The 20,672-nt window shown below is 63.6% G+C and carries 23 protein-coding genes; 8 read left to right on the forward strand and 15 right to left on the reverse strand.

Going from position 1 to position 20,672, the window contains the following annotated elements; translation table 11 throughout:
• Nucleotides 1-24: 24 nt before the first annotated feature.
• From ACWF6P_RS06420 to ACWF6P_RS06480, 13 genes are all read right to left on the reverse strand, one after another.
• The gene (locus ACWF6P_RS06420; protein ID WP_452620447.1) at nt 25-771 is read right to left on the reverse strand and encodes an SDR family oxidoreductase; all 747 of its coding nucleotides are present in this window, start codon (nt 769-771) and stop codon (nt 25-27) included.
• 90 nt (nt 772-861) lie between these two features.
• A complete protein-coding gene (locus tag ACWF6P_RS06425; protein ID WP_452620448.1) occupies nt 862-1,599 on the reverse strand; it encodes an urease accessory protein UreD in 738 nt (245 codons plus the stop codon).
• Nucleotides 1,599-2,348 carry an urease accessory protein UreG gene (ureG, locus tag ACWF6P_RS06430; RefSeq protein ID WP_347874591.1) on the reverse strand — a complete coding sequence of 250 codons (750 nt, stop codon included), beginning with the start codon at nt 2,346-2,348 and terminating at the stop codon, nt 1,599-1,601. The genes ACWF6P_RS06425 and ureG overlap by 1 nt, the downstream gene beginning before the upstream one ends.
• A complete protein-coding gene (locus ACWF6P_RS06435) occupies nt 2,341-3,030 on the reverse strand; it encodes an urease accessory protein UreF (RefSeq protein WP_378542855.1) in 690 nt (229 codons plus the stop codon). Before ACWF6P_RS06435 ends, ureG begins: the two co-directional genes overlap by 8 nt.
• 4 nt (nt 3,031-3,034) lie before the next feature.
• Complete coding sequence (locus ACWF6P_RS06440) at nt 3,035-4,744, reverse strand: urease subunit alpha (RefSeq protein WP_007733854.1); 1,710 nt, start codon at nt 4,742-4,744, stop codon at nt 3,035-3,037.
• Nucleotides 4,741-5,211 (reverse strand): urease subunit beta, encoded by a 471-nt coding sequence (ureB, locus tag ACWF6P_RS06445; RefSeq protein WP_007733849.1) that lies wholly within the window; start codon nt 5,209-5,211, stop codon nt 4,741-4,743. Before ureB ends, ACWF6P_RS06440 begins: the two co-directional genes overlap by 4 nt.
• On the reverse strand, nt 5,208-5,510 hold the full coding sequence (gene ureA, locus ACWF6P_RS06450) for an urease subunit gamma (RefSeq protein WP_003939800.1): 303 nt from the start codon (nt 5,508-5,510) through the stop codon (nt 5,208-5,210). The genes ureB and ureA overlap by 4 nt, the downstream gene beginning before the upstream one ends.
• Nucleotides 5,511-5,791: 281 nt before the next feature.
• A complete protein-coding gene (gene pstB / locus ACWF6P_RS06455) occupies nt 5,792-6,568 on the reverse strand; it encodes a phosphate ABC transporter ATP-binding protein PstB (protein ID WP_230814665.1) in 777 nt (258 codons plus the stop codon).
• A 58-nt stretch (nt 6,569-6,626) separates the two neighbouring features.
• Nucleotides 6,627-7,535, reverse strand: a complete 909-nt coding sequence (gene pstA / locus ACWF6P_RS06460) for a phosphate ABC transporter permease PstA (RefSeq protein WP_003940100.1) — start codon at nt 7,533-7,535, stop codon at nt 6,627-6,629.
• Between the two features lie 3 nt (nt 7,536-7,538).
• Nucleotides 7,539-8,630 (reverse strand): phosphate ABC transporter permease subunit PstC, encoded by a 1,092-nt coding sequence (gene pstC / locus ACWF6P_RS06465; RefSeq protein ID WP_378531991.1) that lies wholly within the window; start codon nt 8,628-8,630, stop codon nt 7,539-7,541.
• A gap of 68 nt (nt 8,631-8,698) precedes the next feature.
• Complete coding sequence (gene pstS, locus ACWF6P_RS06470; protein WP_452620774.1) at nt 8,699-9,817, reverse strand: phosphate ABC transporter substrate-binding protein PstS; 1,119 nt, start codon at nt 9,815-9,817, stop codon at nt 8,699-8,701.
• Nucleotides 9,818-10,010: 193 nt separating this feature from the next.
• Nucleotides 10,011-10,910: a mycothiol synthase gene (gene mshD / locus ACWF6P_RS06475; RefSeq protein ID WP_452620449.1), complete on the reverse strand. Its 900-nt coding sequence runs from the start codon at nt 10,908-10,910 to the stop codon at nt 10,011-10,013.
• 1 nt (nt 10,911) lies between these two features.
• Entirely contained in the window at nt 10,912-11,664 is a 753-nt protein-coding gene (locus ACWF6P_RS06480) for a winged helix-turn-helix transcriptional regulator (RefSeq protein WP_003939728.1), read from the reverse strand.
• Nucleotides 11,665-11,805: 141 nt separating this feature from the next.
• On the opposite strand from ACWF6P_RS06480, the gene ACWF6P_RS06485 reads away from it, so the two are divergent.
• From ACWF6P_RS06485 to ACWF6P_RS06520, 8 genes are all read left to right on the forward strand, one after another.
• Nucleotides 11,806-12,585, forward strand: coding sequence for an LmeA family phospholipid-binding protein (locus ACWF6P_RS06485; RefSeq protein ID WP_452620450.1), 780 nt, complete (start codon nt 11,806-11,808; stop codon nt 12,583-12,585).
• The gene (locus ACWF6P_RS06490; protein WP_452620451.1) at nt 12,582-13,058 is read left to right on the forward strand and encodes a thioredoxin family protein; all 477 of its coding nucleotides are present in this window, start codon (nt 12,582-12,584) and stop codon (nt 13,056-13,058) included. The genes ACWF6P_RS06485 and ACWF6P_RS06490 overlap by 4 nt, the downstream gene beginning before the upstream one ends.
• Nucleotides 13,059-13,068: 10 nt before the next feature.
• Nucleotides 13,069-13,155, forward strand: a complete 87-nt coding sequence (locus ACWF6P_RS06495) for a putative leader peptide (protein WP_350318872.1) — start codon at nt 13,069-13,071, stop codon at nt 13,153-13,155.
• 132 nt (nt 13,156-13,287) lie between these two features.
• Nucleotides 13,288-13,758, forward strand: coding sequence for a DUF4395 domain-containing protein (locus ACWF6P_RS06500; protein ID WP_452620452.1), 471 nt, complete (start codon nt 13,288-13,290; stop codon nt 13,756-13,758).
• 74 nt (nt 13,759-13,832) lie between these two features.
• Entirely contained in the window at nt 13,833-14,666 is an 834-nt protein-coding gene (locus ACWF6P_RS06505; RefSeq protein ID WP_003939859.1) for a sulfurtransferase, read from the forward strand.
• 2 nt (nt 14,667-14,668) lie between these two features.
• Nucleotides 14,669-14,974, forward strand: coding sequence for a DUF1416 domain-containing protein (locus tag ACWF6P_RS06510; protein ID WP_003939797.1), 306 nt, complete (start codon nt 14,669-14,671; stop codon nt 14,972-14,974).
• A 258-nt stretch (nt 14,975-15,232) separates the two neighbouring features.
• A complete protein-coding gene (locus ACWF6P_RS06515) occupies nt 15,233-15,871 on the forward strand; it encodes an FABP family protein (protein WP_214884598.1) in 639 nt (212 codons plus the stop codon).
• A gap of 144 nt (nt 15,872-16,015) precedes the next feature.
• Nucleotides 16,016-17,056, forward strand: coding sequence for a type IV toxin-antitoxin system AbiEi family antitoxin domain-containing protein (locus ACWF6P_RS06520; protein WP_452620453.1), 1,041 nt, complete (start codon nt 16,016-16,018; stop codon nt 17,054-17,056).
• A 233-nt stretch (nt 17,057-17,289) separates the two neighbouring features.
• On the opposite strand, the gene cydC is transcribed toward ACWF6P_RS06520, so the two are convergent.
• A complete protein-coding gene (gene cydC, locus ACWF6P_RS06525) occupies nt 17,290-18,978 on the reverse strand; it encodes a thiol reductant ABC exporter subunit CydC (RefSeq protein ID WP_452620454.1) in 1,689 nt (562 codons plus the stop codon).
• Nucleotides 18,968-20,656: a thiol reductant ABC exporter subunit CydD gene (gene cydD, locus ACWF6P_RS06530; protein WP_452620455.1), complete on the reverse strand. Its 1,689-nt coding sequence runs from the start codon at nt 20,654-20,656 to the stop codon at nt 18,968-18,970. Before cydD ends, cydC begins: the two co-directional genes overlap by 11 nt.
• Nucleotides 20,657-20,672 lie beyond the last annotated feature (16 nt).

The raw sequence follows: 20,672 nt of genomic DNA on the forward strand, positions 1-20,672 counted from the left end.
CACCTGCGCGGCCGCCTTTCCTATTCAGTTCTCGTGCAACCAGGTCTCCAACGTGGGTCCCGCAGTTGTCGACCCAGGCCCGGGTAGCAGCGCCCCACCCTTCATCGCCTTACCCGCTCCCGGCATCGAGATCGGGATCAGCCACTTGCGTCGCCCGCGGTATCTCAAAATCTCGCGCGTCATGGCCGGGATCTCGAGGACCTCGGGCCCGGCCAGGTCTGGGACCCTACCGGTCGGACCATTCTGAGCACAGGCCACAAGCGCCTCGGCAACGGTCTTCGCTGCCACCGGTTGTGACCGCATCCGGGGAACCATCGCAACCGGCCCCAGTCCGAAGAGGGCGATGGTCTTCTCACCGAACTCGAACCACTGAGTGGATCGCAGAATCGTGAAGGGAACGCCCGACGCTTCCACAGCGCGTTCCTGCGCAGCTTTTCCCTGGTAGTACCCGAACGACTTCAACTGCGGATCGTCGCAGTTCACGATCGAAAGCAACACGTGGTGCTTCACGCCGGCTCTGGTTTCGGCCGCGGCGATACTCCTCGCTGCGGTCTGGAAGAACTCGATCGCCTTCTTGGCACTGTTGGTGACGTGATCGCTCACGTCGACGACCACGTCGGCGCCGGCAACCGCTTCGTCCAACCCGGCACCCGTGGAGATGTCGACTCCCGTCGATCGAGCGGCAGCGACCACGTCATGGCCCCTTGCCCTGGCCTGCTCTACAACCAGTTTTCCCATCTGGCCGGTTCCGCCCAGAACAACAACTCGCATGATGCCTCCGTCAAACCTGTGCGCCCGGCTCTCTTCGGCCTGGTCACATAGTGGACGATGCAGCCGCCCGGAGTGTGACGACCGGGCAGATCAGTCGCTGTACTTCTCCGAGACCCGTGCCCGCCACTGCGACCAGATCGGATCCAACGCTTCGCTCGCCTCGTGTGCGTGGTCGGCCACAGCCCGGGCCAGCATCCCCGGTCCCGCCAGCGGCGTCACGTGTCCCTCGACGTCGTCGGAAGTCTTCATCCCCAACAGCATGGTTGTACCGAGCACGCGATGACCACCAAGAATTCCCGGCAGCGAACGGCCCGGCACGCTACGTAGATCGAGTGTTTCCACGAGAAGCGCGTCACCGTCGACGGTGATTCGCTGATCCGAGCGAAGCGCACCGCCGGTTTCGCCGGTCCGGCCGAACACGATCATCTCGTCGAGCAGCGCCACCGCGTCGGATTCCAGCGAAATATCCACGCGCCTGGTCACATCCGCGCCGCCGGCGAAGACAAACGGTGCCGCACGCCAGATCAGCGCCGCACCCGCGCCGACGCTCGCTGATGCCGACCACGACGCCCGGCCACCGCGCGCGTTGTACGCGACGGTCCCTGAAGGCTCGATCACCTCGAGACACGTACCCGGCGCGACCACGAATTCGATACGCAGGTCGTCACCGGCCAACAGCGTTGCGCTGTGCCCTACCAAGGCAATTCGCACGGTGAGCCCGCGAGCGTCGACGAACCGCGGGGCCAGGAAATCGCCCGAGATCAGCTCTCGCGCAACAGCGGTGTCCCCCACTCGCTCGACGACAACCCGCGTAGCTCCGGTGCTCATCAGTGAGCGTGAGAGTGACTGTGCCCGTGACCGTGTCCGTGGTCGTGGTCTTCTTCATCGGCATGAAAGTGCGGTGCCATCGGTCCCGGATCCTGCGGGGTGTGACTACCCGCGCGATGAGCTGCGATGACCTGGCGAAGCCACGCGCTGAGCTGGTCGATCGTTGCGTGATCCTTCTGGCTGAGTGCGAGAACGGGAAGTCCGTCACGCGCGGCCGTGGCATCGGCAACCATCTGGACCGCGTCGACGTCGACGTACGGGGCGAGGTCGATCTTGTTGACCACCAACAGATCTGCCCGCTCGATTCCGGGACCGCCCTTGCGCGCGACGTCTCCGCCGCCGGCGACGTCGATACAGAAGATCTGGGCGTCGACCAAGGCCGGACTGAACGTGGCAGTCAGGTTGTCACCACCGCTTTCCACGATCACCATGTCGAGGGGATGGAACTGACGCTCGAGGTCTTCGACCGCAATGAGATTCGGTGTGACGTCGTCACGAATTGCCGTGTGCGGGCACGCGCCCGTCTCGACTGCGACGATGCGCTCGATCGGCAGAACGTTGGCCGCGCGCAACAGTCGCGCGTCCTCGTCGGTGTAGATGTCGTTGGTCACAACCGCGATCTCGTACTCCGACGCGAGTTCGCGGCAGATGGTGGCGATGAGGGTACTTTTGCCGGTGCCAACCGGTCCGGCGACGCCGAGCCTCAAACCTCTTGCAGCAGTGGCGGTGTTGTTCAGGTTGTCAAGCACGGAAAATCCTCCTGGATCGAGCGTGGTGTTCGAGTGACCATTGTTCGACCAACGGTCCTGTTGTTGCGGGTATATCTGTGACGCCGTCGACTGCTACGGCAGCCGCGGCGACGGTTTCGATGGTCGAGGCGGCTCGGAGCAGCCATTCGACCGGTTCTGCCGGATCCACCGGCAGTAGCTTCAATGCTGCCGACGCCACCGTTTGAGCGTCGTCGTACAGACAGGATCTAGCTGCCTGTAGGTCGTCCATCCCGGAGATCGCCGTGAAGACTCCCAACGCGAGCGGACGCATCGGATGCCCGGGCAGGGCCATAAGGATCTGCACCGCGGGGTGGTGCGGCCACAATCGCGACGCCAGCCTTGCCAGCCCGCGTCCGAGTTGAATCGACGCCTCACGCAGCGGTGCGCTGGGAGTCCGAGCGAGCAGTTCTCTCGAGATGTCCTCGAGTTCGCCTGCACTACCCGCGCTTACGGCCCAACGCCGCGTGATCACCGTTGCAGCGGCCTCGACCAGCCCTACTGTTTCGAGTCGCCCCCGGATGAAGTCAGGGACCTGACTCTGCAGCAGTCCGCCCACCAGTGCCGGTTCCAACCCCGACGAATGCGCGTGACCGCCCGTAGGCAGACGCCCGTCTGCCAAGAGCATCGACGCTATCTCGGCAGACGCCATCTCGATTGACATGGTTTCAGAACAGCATGTAGCGCTGAGCCATCGGCACTACGTCAACAGGGTTGGGCGCGATCAGGTCGCCGTTGACCTTGATGGCAAACGTCTCCGGATCGACGTCGATGGAAGGCAGTGCCGTGTTGTTCGGCATATCCGCTTTGGTGAGGTGCCGAGTCGGCCGGACGCCGGTGAGGGTGCGGGTGAGGCCGAGACGATCGGCCAAACCGTCCTCGATGGCCATCGGCGAGACGAACGTCGTGGACAGGTGCGGCGCCGATCCCGGAGTTGCCGCGATGGCCGGGCGAACGAACACCGGCTGCGGGGTCGGGATCGCAGCGTTCGGATCACCAAGAGGCGCAGCAACTATCGCTCCACCCTTGATCACGGCAGAAGGACGGACTCCGAAGAACGCGGGATCCCACAGAACCAGGTCCGCCATCTTCCCGGCCTCGACCGACCCGATTTCGTGATCGATCCCATGCGCGACGGCAGGGCAGATCGTGTACTTGGCGACGTAGCGCCGTGCACGCTCGTTGTCGGCCGGCATGCTGGTGCCCAGCTTGCCGTACTGGGCCTTCATGACGTGGGCCACCTGCCACGTCCGCAGAGTCACCTCGCCGATACGGCCCATAGCCTGGGCATCGGACGAGGTGATGGAGATGGCTCCGATGTCGTGCAGAAAGTCCTCCGCCGCAATCGTTGTCGGGCGGATTCGAGACTCGGCAAAGGCAAGGTCCTCCGGAACCCGGGGATTGAGCGCATGACACACGATGAGCATGTCGAGGTGCTCGGCAACCGTGTTGACGGTATGCGGCAACGTCGGATTGGTCGATGCCGGAAGAACGTTCGGCTCACCGGCGGTCACGATGATGTCCGGTGCGTGCCCGCCGCCGGCGCCCTCCGCATGGAATACGTGGATTCCGCGTCCGGCGATCGCGTCCAAAGTGTGCTGTACGTAACCGGTTTCGTTGAGACTGTCGGCGTGCAGCGCTACCTGGAGGCCGAACTCGTCGGCTGCTCGCAGAGCGGCGTCGATCGCGGCCGGAGTGGAACCCCAGTCCTCGTGAACCTTGAATCCGCCTGCGCCCGCGAGAGCTTCCTGGCGCATGGCCTCATGGCTGACGGTGCTGCCCTTGCCGAGAAGAAGGACGTTGAGCGGGATGTGGTCGAGGGCCCGATGCATCATCGTCAGCGACCAGGCGCCGGGCGTGACGGTGGTTGCCTTGCTTCCTTCGGTGGGGCCCGTTCCGCCGCCCGCCACGGTCGTCGTACCAGTGGCGAGTGCTTCCATCATCTCGACTTCACTGAGGAAGTGCACGTGAGTGTCGATCGCACCCGCGGTGAGGATCTTTCCCTCACCGGCGATCACGTCGGTGCTCGGCCCGATGAGCAACTTGGGGTGCACGCCATCCATGATGTCGGGGTTGCCGGACTTACCGATCGCAACGATGCGTCCGTCGCGAATTCCGACGTCTGCCCGGACAATTCCCCAGTGATCGAGGATCACCGTGTTGGTGATGACGACGTCGAGAGCCCCCTGATCACGAGTGGTCAGGCCCTGGCCCATCGACTCGCGGATGCTCTTACCGCCGCCGAAGACCATCTCGTCGCCTGTCGCGGTGTAGTCGTGCTCGATCTCGATCCACAGATCTGTGTCGGCCAAACGGATCTGGTCGCCTGCGGTCGGACCGTACAGGGAGGCGTAACCGCGTCGATCGATCCTGCTCATTCGGCTGTCCTCTCAACTGTCGTCGCGGCGTCATCCGGTGAATCCGCCTCGACTGGAACATCACTCACGCGAACATTCACCGAGGACGCTCGCAACGGCTCTTCGACCTCGACGCCGGGCGTACCGAACGGCATGACGGTCTTGGGCTCACGCGCATGCGTCGGCAGGTCTTCGTCCGGCACGATCTGCAGGCCCGGAACCCTTTTGAGTCCGCCGAGCGCGATCAGGGTCACCGTTCTGCTGACCCCCGGTTCGAACCGAACCGACGTTCCCGAGGGGATGTCGAGCCGGAAACCGTCCGCCGCTTCGCGATCGAAGGTCAACGCCGGGTTGGCGGCCGGCAGATGGAGATGCGAACCGATCTGAATGGGACGATCGCCGTCGTTGACGACAACCATCGTGATCTTTTCCGCGTCTGTGCCGAACTCGAGCGGTTCGGTGGACACACGTACCTCACCGGGAATCATCGAATGGGCTCCGTCACGGTGACCAGCTTGCGACCGTCCGGGAAAGTGGCCTCCACCTGGACGTTTGCAATCATCTCTGGCACCCCTTCCATCACGTCGTCGCGGGTGAGCACTTGCCGACCGGCGTTCATCAGTTCCGCAACCGTCATTCCGTCCCGCGCGCGCTCGAGAATCCAACACGAGATCAGGGCCATCGCTTCGGGGTAGTTCAGCAGTACCCCGCGCTCGCGGCGGTCGCGGGCGACCATGCCCGCAACGCTCAGGAGCAGCTTTTCGGTATCTGAAGGGGTGAGGTGCACTGACAAGCCCTTCCGGTTGTGAAACGACATCGATCGACAGCGTGCTGTCGGGCCGAGATTAGCATTGCCCGAAGCGTCGTCAGTATCCACGAGATTCACATCGTCGGCTACTTCAGCACCCACTCGGCGCACTTGCGCTGCTCATCGAATTATTCGGGCGCCCAACGACGCTCAGCTGTACGCACCGGAGTGGGAACTATCACCACAACCAAAAAGTTTCACCCCCGTCTCCTGTTGGAAACGGGGGTGAAACATGGTCGTGCAGTGTGCAATCCCAGGACTTATCCGAAGCGGCCGGAGATGTAGTCCTCGGTGGCCTTCTGTGTCGGGTTCGAGAAGATCTTCTCGGTGTCGTCGATCTCGACGAGCTGACCGGGCTTACCGGTTGCCTCGAGGTTGAAGAACGCCGTCTGGTCACTCACACGCGCAGCCTGCTGCATGTTGTGCGTGACGATGACGATGGTGAAGTCCTTCTTCAGCTCGGTGATCAGATCCTCGATCGCCAGAGTCGAGATGGGGTCGAGCGCGGAGCACGGCTCGTCCATGAGCAGGACGTCGGGCGAGACGGCAATGGCACGCGCGATGCACAGACGCTGCTGCTGACCGCCTGAGAGGCCACCACCGGGCTTGTCGAGGCGATCCTTGACCTCGTTCCACAGGTTGGCGCCGCGCAGCGAACGCTCGGCCACCTCGTCGAGCTTCTTCTTGCTGCGCTCGCCCTGCAACTTCAAGCCCGCGACGACGTTGTCCCGGATGGACATGGTCGGGAACGGGTTGGGCCGCTGGAAGACCATGCCGATGGTCTTGCGAACACCGACGGGATCGACGTTCGAACCGTAGATGTCTTCACCGTCGAGCAAGACCGAACCCTCGACGCGCGCACCGGGAATCACTTCGTGCATCCGGTTGAGCGAACGAAGAACGGTGGACTTGCCGCAGCCGGACGGGCCGATGAAGGCGGTGACACTCCGGGGCGGGACGGACAGGCCCACATCGGCGACGGCGTGGAACTTGCCGTAGTAGATGTTGACGTCCTTGAGATCCAGACGCTTGGCCATTACCGGCTCCCTACTGAGTTGTTGACGCTGTTGAGTACGAACATGTTCCGAGGCCGCATCACTTGCTTCTGACCTGTGAGAAGTGACCGATCAGCTTCGCGACGATGTTGAGGATCGCGATCAGCAGGATCAGAGTCAATGCTGCGCCCCAGATGCGGTTGGTGCCGGCGTCGGTGGGGTTGTTCATCTCGGCGACCATGACGGAAGGCAGAGTACCCATTTCGCCGTTGAACAGATCGAAGTTGATGAACGGCGCGTAGCCGACGAGGATCAGCAGCGGTGCGGTCTCACCGAGCACGCGGGCCAGGGCCAGCATGACGCCGGTGATGATGCCGGGAAGTGCCGTCGGCAGAACGATTTTCGAGATGGTCTTCCACTTCGGCACACCGAGCGCGTACGACGCCTCTCGCAGATCCATCGGGACGATGCGCAGCATTTCCTCGGTGGAGCGGATGACGACCGGGACCATCAGCAGGACCAGAGCCAGCGACACGGCGAACGCGGACTTGGGAAAACCGAAGGTCGCGATCCACAGGGCGTAGATGAACAGCGCGGCCACGATCGACGGAACACCGCTGAGGATGTCGACCATGAACGTGGTGAGCTTGCCGAGCTTCGACTTCCGATCGGCGTACTCCACCAGGTAGATCGCGACGAAGATGCCGAGCGGGATGGAGAAGACCGCGCACACGATGCCTTGCAGCAGGGTGCCGATCAATGCGTGATAGATACCGCCACCGTCGGCCGACGCCGTCAATCCGCTCAGCGAGTTGGTGAACCACGTCGGCGACGTCAGAGCGGGCAAGCCCTTGGCGATGACCGTGAAGAGCACCCAGACCAACGGGATGAGCGCGATGACAACTGCCAGGCTGACCAGGATGGTCGCGATGACGTCCTTGGCGCGACGACGGGCACCGACGCCTTGGAAAGTTGGGGCCTTGACCGGCCGGTCCAGAGTGGAGGTCATGGGTCAGTCCTTCTTTCCGGCGATCACTGCGCGGGCAGCCGCGTTGACGACGAAGGTCAGTACGAACAGCACCAGTCCGGCCGCGATGTACGCGCCTGCCTGGATGTCGTTGTTGAACTCCGCGTAGCCGAGGGCGATCTTGGAGGCGATGGTCGAGCCGCCGTCGAACAGCGACCAGCCGAAGGCCTGAGAGGTGGTGCGCAGGATCAGGTACAGCGCCATCGTTTCACCGAGTGCGCGTCCGAGACCGAGCATCGATCCGCTGATGTAGCCGGACTTACCGAACGGGATGACCGTGGTGCGCACAACCTCCCAGCGCGTGGCGCCGAGTGCGAGTGCGGCTTCGATCTGTGATCGCGGGGTCTGGATGAACACCTCGCGGGTCACTGCGGTGATGACCGGAAGGATCATCACGGCCAGGACGATGCCTGCGGTGAAGATGGTGCCGCCGCCGGTGATCGATCCGCTGCCGTCGGCGAAGAGCGGGAACCAGCCGAAAGTCTTGTTGAGCCACACCGCGACCGGGGTGATCGCCGGTGCGAATACGAGAAGTCCCCACAGGCCGTAGACGATGGACGGCACTGCCGCGAGGAGATCGATCGTGTACGACAGCGGCCGGGTGAGCCACTTGGGTGAGTACGAGGTCAGGAAGATCGCGATACCCAGTGCGATCGGCATCGCGAGCACCAGCGCGAAGAGCGAGACGAGGACCGTGACCTGGAAGAGGTCGAGGACACCGAATGCCATCTCGTTGATGTTCTGCGTCACCCACTGGGAGCTGGTCAGGAAGTTGACCTGGTTCCGGCTCAGTGCGGGGATCGCCCGCCAGATCAGGAACGCACCGATCGCCGCGATGACGACGGTGATGAAGATGGCCGAACCGGAAGCGAGCGAGCTGAAGATGCGGTCGCCCGGACGGGTCACGGTCTTTGCTGTGCCGGTACCCGGGCCGTCACCCTTCGGTGACTGCTCGGTGGCCTGGGCCTTGGTGGAAGTAATCGTGTCCTCCGTGGTGCCGTTCGGACCGCCCACCCCGGCCCCGCTGGTTGCGGGGCCGGGAGAACGAGATGTCGAGGTGATGGGCGCGTCACTCATGTGCGCTCACGTTCCTTCACGTCTGAATGTAGATCCATGGGCTTGTCCGCACGAGTCCGCAGGTCAGCTCAGCTGATTGCCGAGATGGATGCGTTGAGTCGATCCTGGACGTTCGAGGGCAGCGGAACGTAGCCCTGCTCGGCCAGGTTGGCCTGTCCCTCGTTTGCTGCGCTGGTCAGGAACGACTTCACAGCTGCGGAGGTGTCGGCGTCGTAGCCCTTGGAGCACACGATCGAGTAGGTGGCGAGCACGAGCGGGTACGCGCCGGCTTCGTTGGTCTTGAAGATCGACGCGAGGTCGAGCGTCAGGTCGCCGGTGGCGTCGGACTTGAACTTGGCACCGGCGATCGACTTGGAAGCCGAATCGTTGGTCAGTGCGACTGCCTCGGAGCCCGTGTTGATCTCGGCAACCGAGAGCTTGTTCTGATCCGCGAACGACTTCTCGACGTAGGTGATCGAACCCGGTGCGGTGGATACTGCCTGTGCTACTCCGGCCGAACCCTTGGCGCCCTCACCGACGCCACCGGTGAAGTCGGAGCCCGCACCCGAAGTCCAAGCACCGTTCGACGCTGCGTCGAGGTACTTCTGGAAGTTGTCCGTGGTGCCCGAGGAATCGGAGCGGATCACGGCGGTGATCTTCTCGTCAGGAAGCTTTGCCCCGGAGTTCAGCGCGGCGATTGCCGGATCGTTCCAGTTCGTGATGCCACCGTTGAAGATCTTCGCGAGAACCTCTGCGTTGAGAACGAGCTTGTCGACGCCGTCGAGGTTGTATGCAACTGCGATGGGGCCGAAGACGAGGGGAAGGTTCCAGGCTTCGCCGCCGACGCAACGCTCCTTGGCCTTGTCGGCCTGCTCGTCCTTGATGGCCGAGTCGGAGCCCGCGAAGTCGATCTGCTTGGCGATGAACTGCGTACGTCCGTCACCCGAACCGCTGGGGTTGTAGGCGACGTTGACCGTCTTGCCCTTTTCCTGGCACACGGAGATGTAGGTGGAGACGAACTGGTCCATGGCGTTCTTCTGTGCCGAGGAACCAGCGGCAGAGAGGTTGCTCTTGCCTTCGCACGTTGCCTTCGATGAGGACGCGTCCACACCCGTCGACGACGAGTTGTTGTCGCTGCCACATGCGGCCAAGGTCATGGCGCCCACGGCCACTACACCGAGCAGGGCACCACTGCGCTTGAGATTCACCAAGATCCTCCGGAAATCGCTACCGCCACGCCCACGATCGGGCGGCGACATGAGATGCAAAATGATTGAAATCTGCATCAGGCAACACGGCGCTGCCCACAGAGAAAAGTAGGCGGGCGCGGTGTCCGGTTGGACCACACATGGTTAACGGAGAATGAACAGACCAGACATTTCTGCGTGTTCGACTGTGACGTCAGCGCGCGCGGGCGTAAGCCATGTCCACGTGGAACCGATCGAAGCCGAGACGCTCGTACGTGTGCAGGGCGGCAGTGTTGTCGCCTTCGACGTACAGAAGGACGGTTCCGAGTCCACGATCACGCAGGTAATGCATGCCCGCGAGGGTCAGCACTCGGCCGAGGCCGCGTCCCTGTGCCGCAGGATCGATGCCCACGACGTACACCTCCCCCAGCTCCGGATCATCGCCTTCGGGTGCGTGCACCTTGGTCCAGTGAAAGCCGAGAAGAGTTTCGGGATCGGTGTCCGCGAACGCCATGAACAGACCGGCGGGATCGAACCACCCTTCGGCCGTTCTCTCGTCGATCTCCGACTGGGTCCAGCCGCCCTGCTCGGGATGCCAGGAGAACGCCGCATTGTTGACGCGAAGGATCTCGGAATCGTCTTCGGGTCCGCGATACGTCCGCATCGTTACACCTTCGGGCACAACGATTTCCGGAAGCTGCGGAGCATCGAGAGGTCGACGCAACTGAAGGAGCTCACGCACGCTGACCAGATCGAGACTCTTGGCGAATTCCACTGCAGCGTCGATGTTTCCGTGCGCCCAGACGCGTGTGCCTGAACGGCCCTCGTCGAATACCGCTGCGGCAAGCCTGGTTCCGATGCCGCGGCGCCGTGCCTGCGGGTCGACCACCAACTCCGCCATGTCAGGATGCTCGTCCGAACCGGCTTGCAGCTGTGCGTAACCGACGACGGCATCGCCGTCGAACTCGAGGAAGTGTCGTGCTGCACCGCGTCCGGCAACGGCATGTCGCCCCTGCTCCGACACCGGCGCCTTGCCGTCGAACTCGGTCGCGCGATCGAGCAGCGCGGAAACCTGCTCGGCGGATCCGGCCGGCAGCGAATCGGTCCAACCCACGTCAGACCACCGAACCGTCGGCCGCGTCGTAGTCGACGTCTTCGTCGTCCTCGAACTGAACGGGAGCAGCAGCGCCGCCCTTGGCCCTGGTCGGACGCACTGCCTTGTATCCGACATTTCGGACTGTACCGATCAAGGACTCGTATTCGGTGCCGAGTTTCGCCCGCAGACGACGCACGTGGACGTCAACCGTCCTGGTGCCACCGAAGAAGTCGTAACCCCACACTTCCTGCAACAACTGCGCACGGGTGAATACCCGCCCGGCGTGCTGCGCGAGGTACTTGAGCAGCTCGAATTCCTTGTAAGTCAAATCAAGGGGCCGTCCACGCAGTCGTGCCGTGTACGTCCCCTCGTCGATAACCAATTCGCCCAGCGTGATCTTTCCCGACGCTTCCGGACTGGCCACACCGCCGCTGCGGGCGACCAACAACCGCAATCGGGCGTCCACCTCCGCCGGACCGGTACCGGGAAGCAGGATGTCGTCCAGCCCCCAGTCGGCATTGACTGCGACGAGTCCGCCTTCGGTGAGTACGGCGACCACAGGTACTGCAGATCCCGTGCTTCCGAGCAGTCGACACAAACCGCGCGCGGCAGCAAGATCGGTGCGCGCATCTACCAACGCCACGTCCGCGGAACTCGCTTCGAGAAGCGAGGAAACCTCTGTGGGGGCAGGCCGAACCGAGTGCGCCAGCAACGCCAACGCCGGTAGTACAGCTTCCGGGTTGGGGTCGGAGGTGAGGAGGAGCAGTTCCACACGGCCTCCTATCTAGTAGCCCGCGCAACCCGCGAGGGCAACGCTCGAGTAGTTCGACGCTTTTGGTCGGTCACTACATTAGCGTGCCTGGTACCGGGGCCGTCGCATCGAACCCCGACCGGAGTCCGTCACAATGGTGCGGTGCGCAAACTGATCATCGGCATCGTCTTCCTCCTCGGCCTCGGACTGGTGGCCGATTTCGGCGCTGCCGCGTACGCCGAGTACCGGGTTTCCCGCGAGCTCCGAACCGGCGCGTCACTCGAGGCGGACCCCGAGGTCACCTTCAACGGGTTCCCCTTCCTCACCCAGGCACTCGGTGGGAAGTACAAGGACGTCTACGTCAGAGCCACCGGCGTCCAGAGCGACGTGGTCGGCGAAGTGACCGTCGAGGCCAACCTGCGCGGGGTCACCGTGCCCTTCTCCGACATCGTGAACGGCAACGTCACCCAGCTCCCCGTCGACAAACTCGACGGCCGGATGGGAATCAACGCCACCGACCTCGGAAAGTTGCTGAACATCCCTGACCTGCAGGTATCTTCGCCGCCGGCCAACAAGTCGGACGGCACCGGGGGCAGCGGCGGAACGGGCGCCAGCACCGCAGGCGCCGTTGTACTGACCGGAACGGTTGCCGTCGGCCCGGTCGAGACAGCCGTGAGCGTGCAGGCCAACCTGGTTCTGGAAGGTGGGCAGGTCAAGATCGTCGCCAGCAACCTGTACTTCGGTCCTGAGGGCAAAGCCGATTTCTCGATCCCCGCAGCACTCGAGCCCGTAGTCCTCGGATTGTTCAGCTACTCGATCGATCCGCAGGCCCTCCCCTACGGAATCCAGCCGAGCCTGGTCTACGCAGAAGGCGGAAGAATCGTGATCGAAGGCAGCGCCGAAAACACGACGATCGATCTCGCAGAGCTGCAGAACCGATGACCGGGATCACAATTCTGCTGGTCGCGCTCGTAGCTGTCGTCGCGGTCGGGCTCTTTCTCAAGTCGCGCAACGGAGCGGTCCGAGCCACCACCACGCCCGCAGTCGGCACCACCGACAGCCGCCTCGAACTACTGAGCGCCGCCGGAGTCGCGTCGCCGAACGGTGGACCCGTCGTACTGCATTTCTCCGCCGACTGGTGCGGACCGTGTGCAGCAGTACGGCGTGTCGTCGGCCAGGTCGTGGTTTCGATGGCCGACGCTCCCCGTCCGCCGGTGGAGATCGAACTCGACATCGACAAAGAACCGGCCCTGGCACGCGAAATGAGCGTCCTGTCCCTACCCACCACGTTCATCCTCGACGGTGGTCTGGACGAACAGTTCCGAGTGTCAGGAGTGCCGTCCGCAGCCGACCTGAAAGCTGCGCTCGTACCACTATCCGGACCCCACGAGCCAAAATCCGAGAATTCGGGGTAAACTCGCCGACGTGCAAACCCGCCACGAGCTCATGCTCACCCGACGCCGCGCAGTAGACCTGTGCCGCCTCGGGGGCTGTTGCTGTACCTGTTGCTGATCACCACATCCGTCAGTTCTCTCTGACTCTCGAGCTTTCGCTCACGTGATCAATTCACCGAACGGGACTTTTTGCGTCCCCGTTTTCTCGGTCCAGGCAAGCACCATGCAATCCAGCGCAGGAGCACTCCCGATGTCCACAACCACACCCCAGCTCGAGCAGGTCGACGTCCGCGGACCTCGATTCGCCGCGTGGGTCACCACCGGCGTTCTCGTACTCACGCTCATCCTCTCGACCTTCTCTCTGCCCGCCGCCACAGTGCTTCTCGCCCTGCAGGCGATCGTCTTCGCGGTCGGAGCGGTACTCGGTCCCAAGCGCAGCCCGTACGGCCAGATCTTCGGCAAGCTTGTTGCGCCGCGAATCTCGTCGGTCAGCGAACGCGAACCCGTAGCGCCACTTCGCTTCGCGCAGTTCGTCGGCTTCGTCTTCGCACTCGCCGGCACGGTCGGTTTCCTGGCCGGGTCGACGATCGTCGGCACCGTTGCCACCGGCTTCGCCTTGTTCGCGGCCCTGCTCAACGCCGCGTTCGGTATCTGCCTCGGCTGCCAGATCTACCCACTCGTCGCAAGGCTGCGAAATACGGGCCGCGCTACCACCGCGTGAAAGCGCTTGCCACACAACCCTGCTGAACCCCTGCTAGATATCGACCGATGCAAGACCACATCGAAAGGAACACCATGGCTCGCTCCGACGTCCTAGTCTCCGCTGACTGGGCTGAGCAGAACCTCAACACCCCCAAGACCGTTTTTGTCGAGGTGGACGAGGACACCAGCGCATACGACGGCGGCCACATCGAGGGTGCAGTCAAGCTCGACTGGCGCAAGGACCTCCAGGACGGCGTCCGACGCGACTTCCTGAACCAGGAGCAGTTCTCGGATCTGCTCTCCGCCAAGGGCATTGCGAACGACGACACCGTCGTTCTCTACGGTGGCAACAACAACTGGTTCGCCGCATATGCGTACTGGTACTTCAAGCTGTACGGCCACCAGGACATCAAGCTGATCGACGGCGGCCGCAAGAAGTGGGAACTCGACGGACGCCCGCTCTCCAAGGATGCCGTCAACCGCGAAGCCACTCAGTACAAGGCCGAGACCCCCGACTTCTCGATCCGCGCATTCCGCGACGAGGTCATCGACGCCATCGGCAGCAAGAACCTCGTCGACGTTCGCAGCCCTGACGAGTTCTCCGGCAAGATCCTCGCCCCCGCGCACCTTCCGCAGGAGCAGGCACAGCAGCGCGGCCACGTCCCCGGCGCCATCAACATCCCGTGGAGCACCACCGCCAACGAGGACGGCACTTTCAAGTCGGACGACGACCTCGCCAAGCTGTACGCGGAGAAGGGCTTCGACGACACCAAGGAAACGATCGCCTACTGCCGCATCGGCGAGCGCTCGAGCCACACCTGGTTCGTCCTGCAGGAGATCCTCGGCAAGAACAACGTCAAGAACTACGACGGCAGCTGGGTCGAATACGGCTCACTCGTCGGCGCACCGATCGAATTGGGAGCCTGATCATGTGTGGAGCACCTACCCAGGGCCAGACCCTGCCTGCCGGCGTCGACGTCGAGAAGGAAACGGTCATCACCGGCCGCGTCCTCGCGGCTGACGGCCAGCCCATCGGCGGCGCATTCGTGCGTCTGCTCGACGGCTCCGGAGAGTTCACGGCCGAGGTCGTGGCATCGGGAACCGGCGATTTCCGCTTCTTCGCCGCTCCGGGCGAGTGGACCGTGCGTGCACTGTCCAGCTCGGGCAACGGCACCTCCACCGTCGCACCCGAGGGCTCGGGCGTGCACAACGTGGACGTGACCGTCAGCAAGTAATTCCTGCTTCGGCAGGCGGCCCCGCACCCCTTCGGTGCGGGGTCTTCTGCATTCCGGCGCCCGATTTTTCCGGTCGGTCGCCGCGGTCTAAGATGTACCCGTGGTCATTTTCTTCGAGGTACTCCTCGCACTCGCATCCGTCATGATCGCTTGGTTCTCCGTGTACGTCGTGTACCGCTTGGTCACCGACGAGTCGTGAGCCAGGCTCCGGATTCAGGGTCCGACGCGACCGCTGACGATTCCGCCGCTGCAGGTGCCGTGAGGCGCGGCAGCGGGGACGAAGCTGTCGCTATCGCCGTCGAGCGTTCCAAGTCGACGGCGTCGCTCAACATCCCGACCCTGCCGGACCTTCCGTTGCCCGAGGACACCGCAAACCTGCGCCTCGGCCCGGACATCAATCCCGAACTCCTCGCGCTACTCCCCCTCGTCGGCGTCTGGCGCGGCGAAGGCGAAGGACACGACGAGACCGGCGACTACGCCTTCGGTCAGCAGATCGTCATCTCTCACGACGGTGGCCCCTACCTCAATTGGGAGTCCCGATCCTGGCGTCTCGACGCCGAGGGCGAGTACGTGAGCCCCGATCTGCGCGAGAGCGGTTACTGGCGCATGGGCGGCGACGGCATCCCCGGCAGCGTCAACCAGGAAGTCGTCGAACTCCTGCTCAGCCACAGCTCCGGCGTCGTCGAAATGTACTACGGGCGCGCACTCACCCAGGCATCGTGGGAACTTGCCACCGACGTGGTGATCCGCAGCCAGTCCGGTGCACTGTACGGCGGCGCGAAGCGTCTGTACGGCATCGTCGAAGGCGGCGACCTCGCGTACGTCGAAGAGCGGATCATGTCTGACGGTGGCCTGGAACCGCGTCTCTCGGCGCGGCTGACGCGCTATATCGGCTAGTCCTGCTGTGCGCCTTTATTAACCCCCGGCGGTTAATAAAGGCGCACAGCAGATTTATCCACAGGCACCGTCAAATTCCACAGGCGAGCTTCCGGGCGGCATCTTCGACTGATTCCTGTCGGACAGCGATCCCACGGTATTCGCATGAGCTGCGACTACATCGATCCTGATCTCCGAAGACTCTTCGACTTCCAACACGGACTCGCGACCAATAAACAACTGCGCCCTTTCGGCTATTCGCCGCGGCGCATCCAACATCTGGTCGAATCGGGTCAATGGACGACCGTCCTCCACGGTGTTCAATCCAGTACCAACGGCCCACTCAATCGAGCAATGATTCTCGAAGCTGCACTTCTGTTCGGCGGCGGTGAAACTTATCTGAGTCATCGGACTGCTGCCGAAGAGTGGGGACTTACGCACATCGAGTCCGAACTGCCGGTCCACATCACGGTCCGATACGGCCGATCCTCGCGCTGTCAGAATCCGACGTTCAGACCTGAACGCTCCCCGACGCGCCCCGTTCCGTTGGGGTGGTCCACTGCTCATCCCGGAGTGATCGTTCATCGTTCACGCGCTCAAGCCCATATCGGGGTTGCCACTCAGCCTGCTCGTACGTCGCTGGCCGACACCGCAATCGACCTGGCGGTGGCAGAGCCGTCAGCTCGCGACGCCGCTCGTTCTCTGGTCCGCTCGGCCACGGCGTGCAAGGTGTCGCAGATGGCGCTACGCACCCGAATGGAGTGCCGCCGGCCGAGGCGATATGTCAAAGCGCTGTCCTCGACACTGGACCTCTTGGATCGCGGCGTCCAGTCAGTACTCGAACATCGCTACGCAATCGAAGTCGAGCGCGCACACGGTTTGCCGGAAGCACGACGACAATCGCCGGTCCTCGTTGATGGGAGAACCCTCCACGAGGACGTGGACTACCGCAATTGTGGTGTCGCACTGATCGTTCGACTCGACGGATTTGCCTTCCACTCTTCTCGGGCGATTGCACTGCGTGATCGTCGGCGAGGAAACGCATCCGAACTGTCAGGCAACGCCACACTGGTCTTCGGTTGGGAAGAGGTGGAGGGAGCCTCGTGCCGAACTGCAGCCGAGGTCAGAGCGGTCCTCGAGCGCGGTGGATGGTGGGGGCCTAATCCTTGTCCACGCTGTGCGCCTTTATTAACCGCCGGGGGTTAACAAAGGCGCACAGCACGAAGCGACCCCCGAGCCACACCCTCGCTTTCGCGGGGGTCCCGGTCGGACTGATCGGGGGCTCGGGGGTCGGGTGGCTGCCTGGGATTCGCCGGCCGCTCGCGCGGTAAGTGAATTCCGTCAGCGATTGCGGCTAGCTGGCAGCCACCTCACGCGTCCGTCTGTACTTCAATTTCAGACCACCTCCTTCCTTGTGTACTGGAGAAAGTACGCCCACTTCACGATGACGGCAACGTATTTTCCACAGAAACTTTTCCGACGCATATCACCTGGTCAGCTCCAGTACCGGCCGGAAGTTGGTGAGTGACGACAACAACCGTTCGCGAAGAATCGACCAGCATTCCGTCGCGATCGAGTAACTCCCGAAGCAACTGAGCGCCTGCCTCCGCGTCCATGTGCTCGGTCGGCTCGTCGAGCAGCAGTACCTCCGCGGGCGAGACGATCGCGCGTGCCAACAGCAACCGACGACGCTCACCGCCCGAAACCGCTCGCATACCGCCGACCAGGTAGGTGTCGAGCCCGTCCGGCAGTTCCGCCAGCCAATCGCCGAGACCAACTGCAGCAAGTGCTTTCTCCGCGTCCTCGACCGTGAGGTCACCGCGTGCAACGCGCAGGTTCTCGAGTACCGACGTCTCGAATAGGTGTGCGTCCTCGGCGAAGTACCCCACGTGCCGACGCAGCTCGGCCGGATCGATATCCGAAACGTCCACCGAGTCAACACGAACTGTTCCCGCGACGGGCGGCAGCAGTCCCGCCATCGTCATCAGCGCAGTGGTCTTTCCCGATCCACTCTCGCCGATGACGGCAACACGAGCACCGCGAGGAAGATCCACCGACAGCGGTTCGGTCACCTTCCCCCCGGGCCAACCCGCCCGCAACGCGTGCACACTCAGGACCCCGTCCTCCGGCCACGCACGGTCGCCTTCGACGTGCTCCTCGGCTGCGCGATCGAGAACCGCCATGATGCGCGCCGACGCCAGCCGCGCCTTGGTCAATGCCACCGCTGCGCTGGGCAGTATCGCGGTTCCCTCGAAAGCCGACAGGGGAAGCAGTACAAGGATTCCCATGGACATCGGTGACATGTCGGTGGTTCCGTAGAGCGCGATTCCGATCAGAAGAGCCCCGAGGACGCTCACGCCGATTGCGAGAGGCGTCGCGGCGGCGGCAAAGGCACTCGGTACCGCCGCACGATCGGTCGCGTCGACCACCTCGTTCTCGGCGGAGACAGCCTCGCTCACTGCTTGATCCAAGCGGCCCGATACCCGAAGCTCGGCAGAATGGTCGAGGGCCGTCACCGCAGACTCGCTGAATCGAGCTGCGGCAGCTGAACTGTCGGCTTCGGCGAGTCGAGCAGCACGAGCCGACAACCAGGGTGCCGCGATCCCGGACACCGCCAGCGCAACAGCGAGAATGAGCGCGGCCGGAACGGAGATGAACAACAAGATTCCCACCGCAGCGAACGCGAGGACAATCGAAACCGCAATCGGGATCAGTGCTTTGACGACGACGTCGCCCAGCGCGTCCACATCGGCGCCGGTTCGTGAGAGCAGGTCGCCGCGTCGCAGTCCGGCAGCGGCCGCGGGATCTCCCGCTGCCAACTGCTGGTAGATCCTCGATCGCGCTGCGGTGGTGCCGCGCAACGCGACGTCGTGCGTCGTCAATCGCTCGAGATAACGAAAGACACCACGCGAGATTCCCAATGCGCGTACGGCAACCACCGCAACGCTGAGGTCGAGAACGGGAGGCATCTCCCAGGCCCGCGTGATCAACCACGCGGACAGCGCGGCCAAGGCGAGGGCGCTGCCGAGTGTTGCGACGCCCGCCGCTACCGCCGTCAGTACTCGTCGTGGCCGAAGTTCCAGTAGCCGCAGAGCACGCAGGAGCGGATCGTGAGTATCACTTCTCATGAGCGTGTACCTCGACGATCCGGTCAGCCGCGACGAGCACACTCGGACGGTGGCCGATCACGACCACGGTGTCGCCGCGCTCCGCTCGTGCTCTCAGAGAAGCCAACACTGTCCCTTCCGAATCGGAGTCGAGGTGAGCGGTGGGTTCGTCCAGGACAAGAACCGCGCGGTCGGAGGCGAGGACGCGTGTCAGGGCCAGGCGCTGCCGCTGCCCCAACGACAGACCAGTGCCGCCGACGCCGATCACGGTCTCGACGCCCGCAGGCAGCTCGGCCAGTACCGCGTCGAATCCCGTCGCGGCCGCAGCTCGAGCCAACGCCTGCGACTCGACAGCCCCTGTGAGATCGAGGTTCTCGCGAATGGTGCCGGGCAGGAGGACCGGATGTTGCGGTAGCCAGGCCAACTGACTCCACCACGCGTGCTCGTCCAGGTCTCGGACATCGACGCCGGCGACCGTCACGCGCCCACTACTCGGTTCGATCAGCCCGAGTAGCGCGTGCACTGCCGTCGACTTGCCGCAGCCGTTGGGACCGGTGAGCACGGTGATCTTCCCTGGCGACGCAACGGCGGAGAGTTGAGACGGCGCGACTCCCCCACGAGAGTCCACACCGAGGCCGTCGAAGACGATGTCGGCGCCGCGAGCGACTACCGTCGTCCAACCACCCTCCGGCGCGGCAAAATCGGCCTCGATCACCTCGAATGCCTTGTCGGCTGCGGCCATTCCGTCCTCGGCGGCATGGAACTGGGTTCCCACCATTCGGAGCGGCAGGTACACCTCGGGCGCGAGGATCAGCGCGACTATCCCCGGCTCGAGTGTCATGTCCCCGTACACCAGTCGCAGGCCGATGCTCACGGCCACCAATGCAACGCAGAGTGTTGCGAGCAGTTCCAAGACCATCGAGGACAGAAACGCGACGCGGAGGGCGGACATCGTCGTTCGCCGATGAGCGTCACCGAGTTCACGGACGCGCTCGGCAGGACCTTGCTGACGACCGAGCGCCCGCAGCGTCGGCAAACCGGCAAGAAGATCGAGGAGTTGCGAAGACAACGTGGTCATCGCTGCCAGCGTCTTCTCCGACTTACCCTTTGTCAGCAAGCCGATCAGAATCATGAAGATGGGGATCAGCGGCAGCGTCACGAAGATGATGACCGCAGACGTCATGTCCTGCACCGCAATGACTATCAGGGTGATGGGTGTCAGCGTCAACGACAAGACCAGAGCCGGAAGGTATCCCGTCAGGTACGGGCCAAGACCGTCGACACCGCGGGTGACCACGGTCGCGATCTCGTCACGCCGAGGATCGAGATCGCGAGGACTCATCGCCGTCGCCGACGTCAGCACGCCGTTCTTGATCTCGGCAACGACGCGAGTCGACGCCCGGTGCGCATACCTGGTCTGCAGCCAAGTCCCCAGAACTCGGACCGCCACAGCTGCGCCTAGAACAACCAATTCGGTTGTCCACGAGGAAACATCCACAGTTCGAGTGGTGATCACTCCGGCCAGCACCCGGCCGATCATGAGCGCCGCGACGATGACCATCACGACGTTCACCATCGACAGAGCAACAGTCAGGATCAGATAGCCGCGCGCAGAAGCGGAATGTCGCCACAGCCGCGGGTCGATCGGCCCCCGGCGACGCTCCCGAGTGGTGGGAGCGTCGCCTACTTCGATAGTCACGTGAATTCGACCGTCA

This window comes from Rhodococcus sp. NPDC055024 (genome assembly GCF_053608585.1).

Excerpts from the sequence above, each read along its gene's own strand:
- ACWF6P_RS06420 (WP_452620447.1), bottom strand. The coding sequence starts at position 771 with ATGCGAGTTGTTGTTCTGGGCGGAACCGGCCAGATGGGAAAACTGGTT.
- ACWF6P_RS06425 (WP_452620448.1), bottom strand. The coding sequence starts at position 1,599 with ATGAGCACCGGAGCTACGCGGGTTGTCGTCGAGCGAGTGGGGGACACC.
- ACWF6P_RS06435 (WP_378542855.1), bottom strand. The coding sequence starts at position 3,030 with ATGTCAATCGAGATGGCGTCTGCCGAGATAGCGTCGATGCTCTTGGCA.
- ACWF6P_RS06440 (WP_007733854.1), bottom strand. The coding sequence starts at position 4,744 with ATGAGCAGGATCGATCGACGCGGTTACGCCTCCCTGTACGGTCCGACC.
- ureB (WP_007733849.1), bottom strand. The coding sequence starts at position 5,211 with ATGATTCCCGGTGAGGTACGTGTGTCCACCGAACCGCTCGAGTTCGGC.
- pstB (WP_230814665.1), bottom strand. The coding sequence starts at position 6,568 with ATGGCCAAGCGTCTGGATCTCAAGGACGTCAACATCTACTACGGCAAG.
- pstA (WP_003940100.1), bottom strand. The coding sequence starts at position 7,535 with ATGACCTCCACTCTGGACCGGCCGGTCAAGGCCCCAACTTTCCAAGGC.
- pstC (WP_378531991.1), bottom strand. The coding sequence starts at position 8,630 with ATGAGTGACGCGCCCATCACCTCGACATCTCGTTCTCCCGGCCCCGCA.
- ACWF6P_RS06490 (WP_452620451.1), top strand. The coding sequence starts at position 12,582 with ATGACCGGGATCACAATTCTGCTGGTCGCGCTCGTAGCTGTCGTCGCG.
- ACWF6P_RS06500 (WP_452620452.1), top strand. The coding sequence starts at position 13,288 with ATGTCCACAACCACACCCCAGCTCGAGCAGGTCGACGTCCGCGGACCT.
- ACWF6P_RS06505 (WP_003939859.1), top strand. The coding sequence starts at position 13,833 with ATGGCTCGCTCCGACGTCCTAGTCTCCGCTGACTGGGCTGAGCAGAAC.
- ACWF6P_RS06510 (WP_003939797.1), top strand. The coding sequence starts at position 14,669 with ATGTGTGGAGCACCTACCCAGGGCCAGACCCTGCCTGCCGGCGTCGAC.
- ACWF6P_RS06520 (WP_452620453.1), top strand. The coding sequence starts at position 16,016 with ATGAGCTGCGACTACATCGATCCTGATCTCCGAAGACTCTTCGACTTC.
- cydC (WP_452620454.1), bottom strand. The coding sequence starts at position 18,978 with ATGAGAAGTGATACTCACGATCCGCTCCTGCGTGCTCTGCGGCTACTG.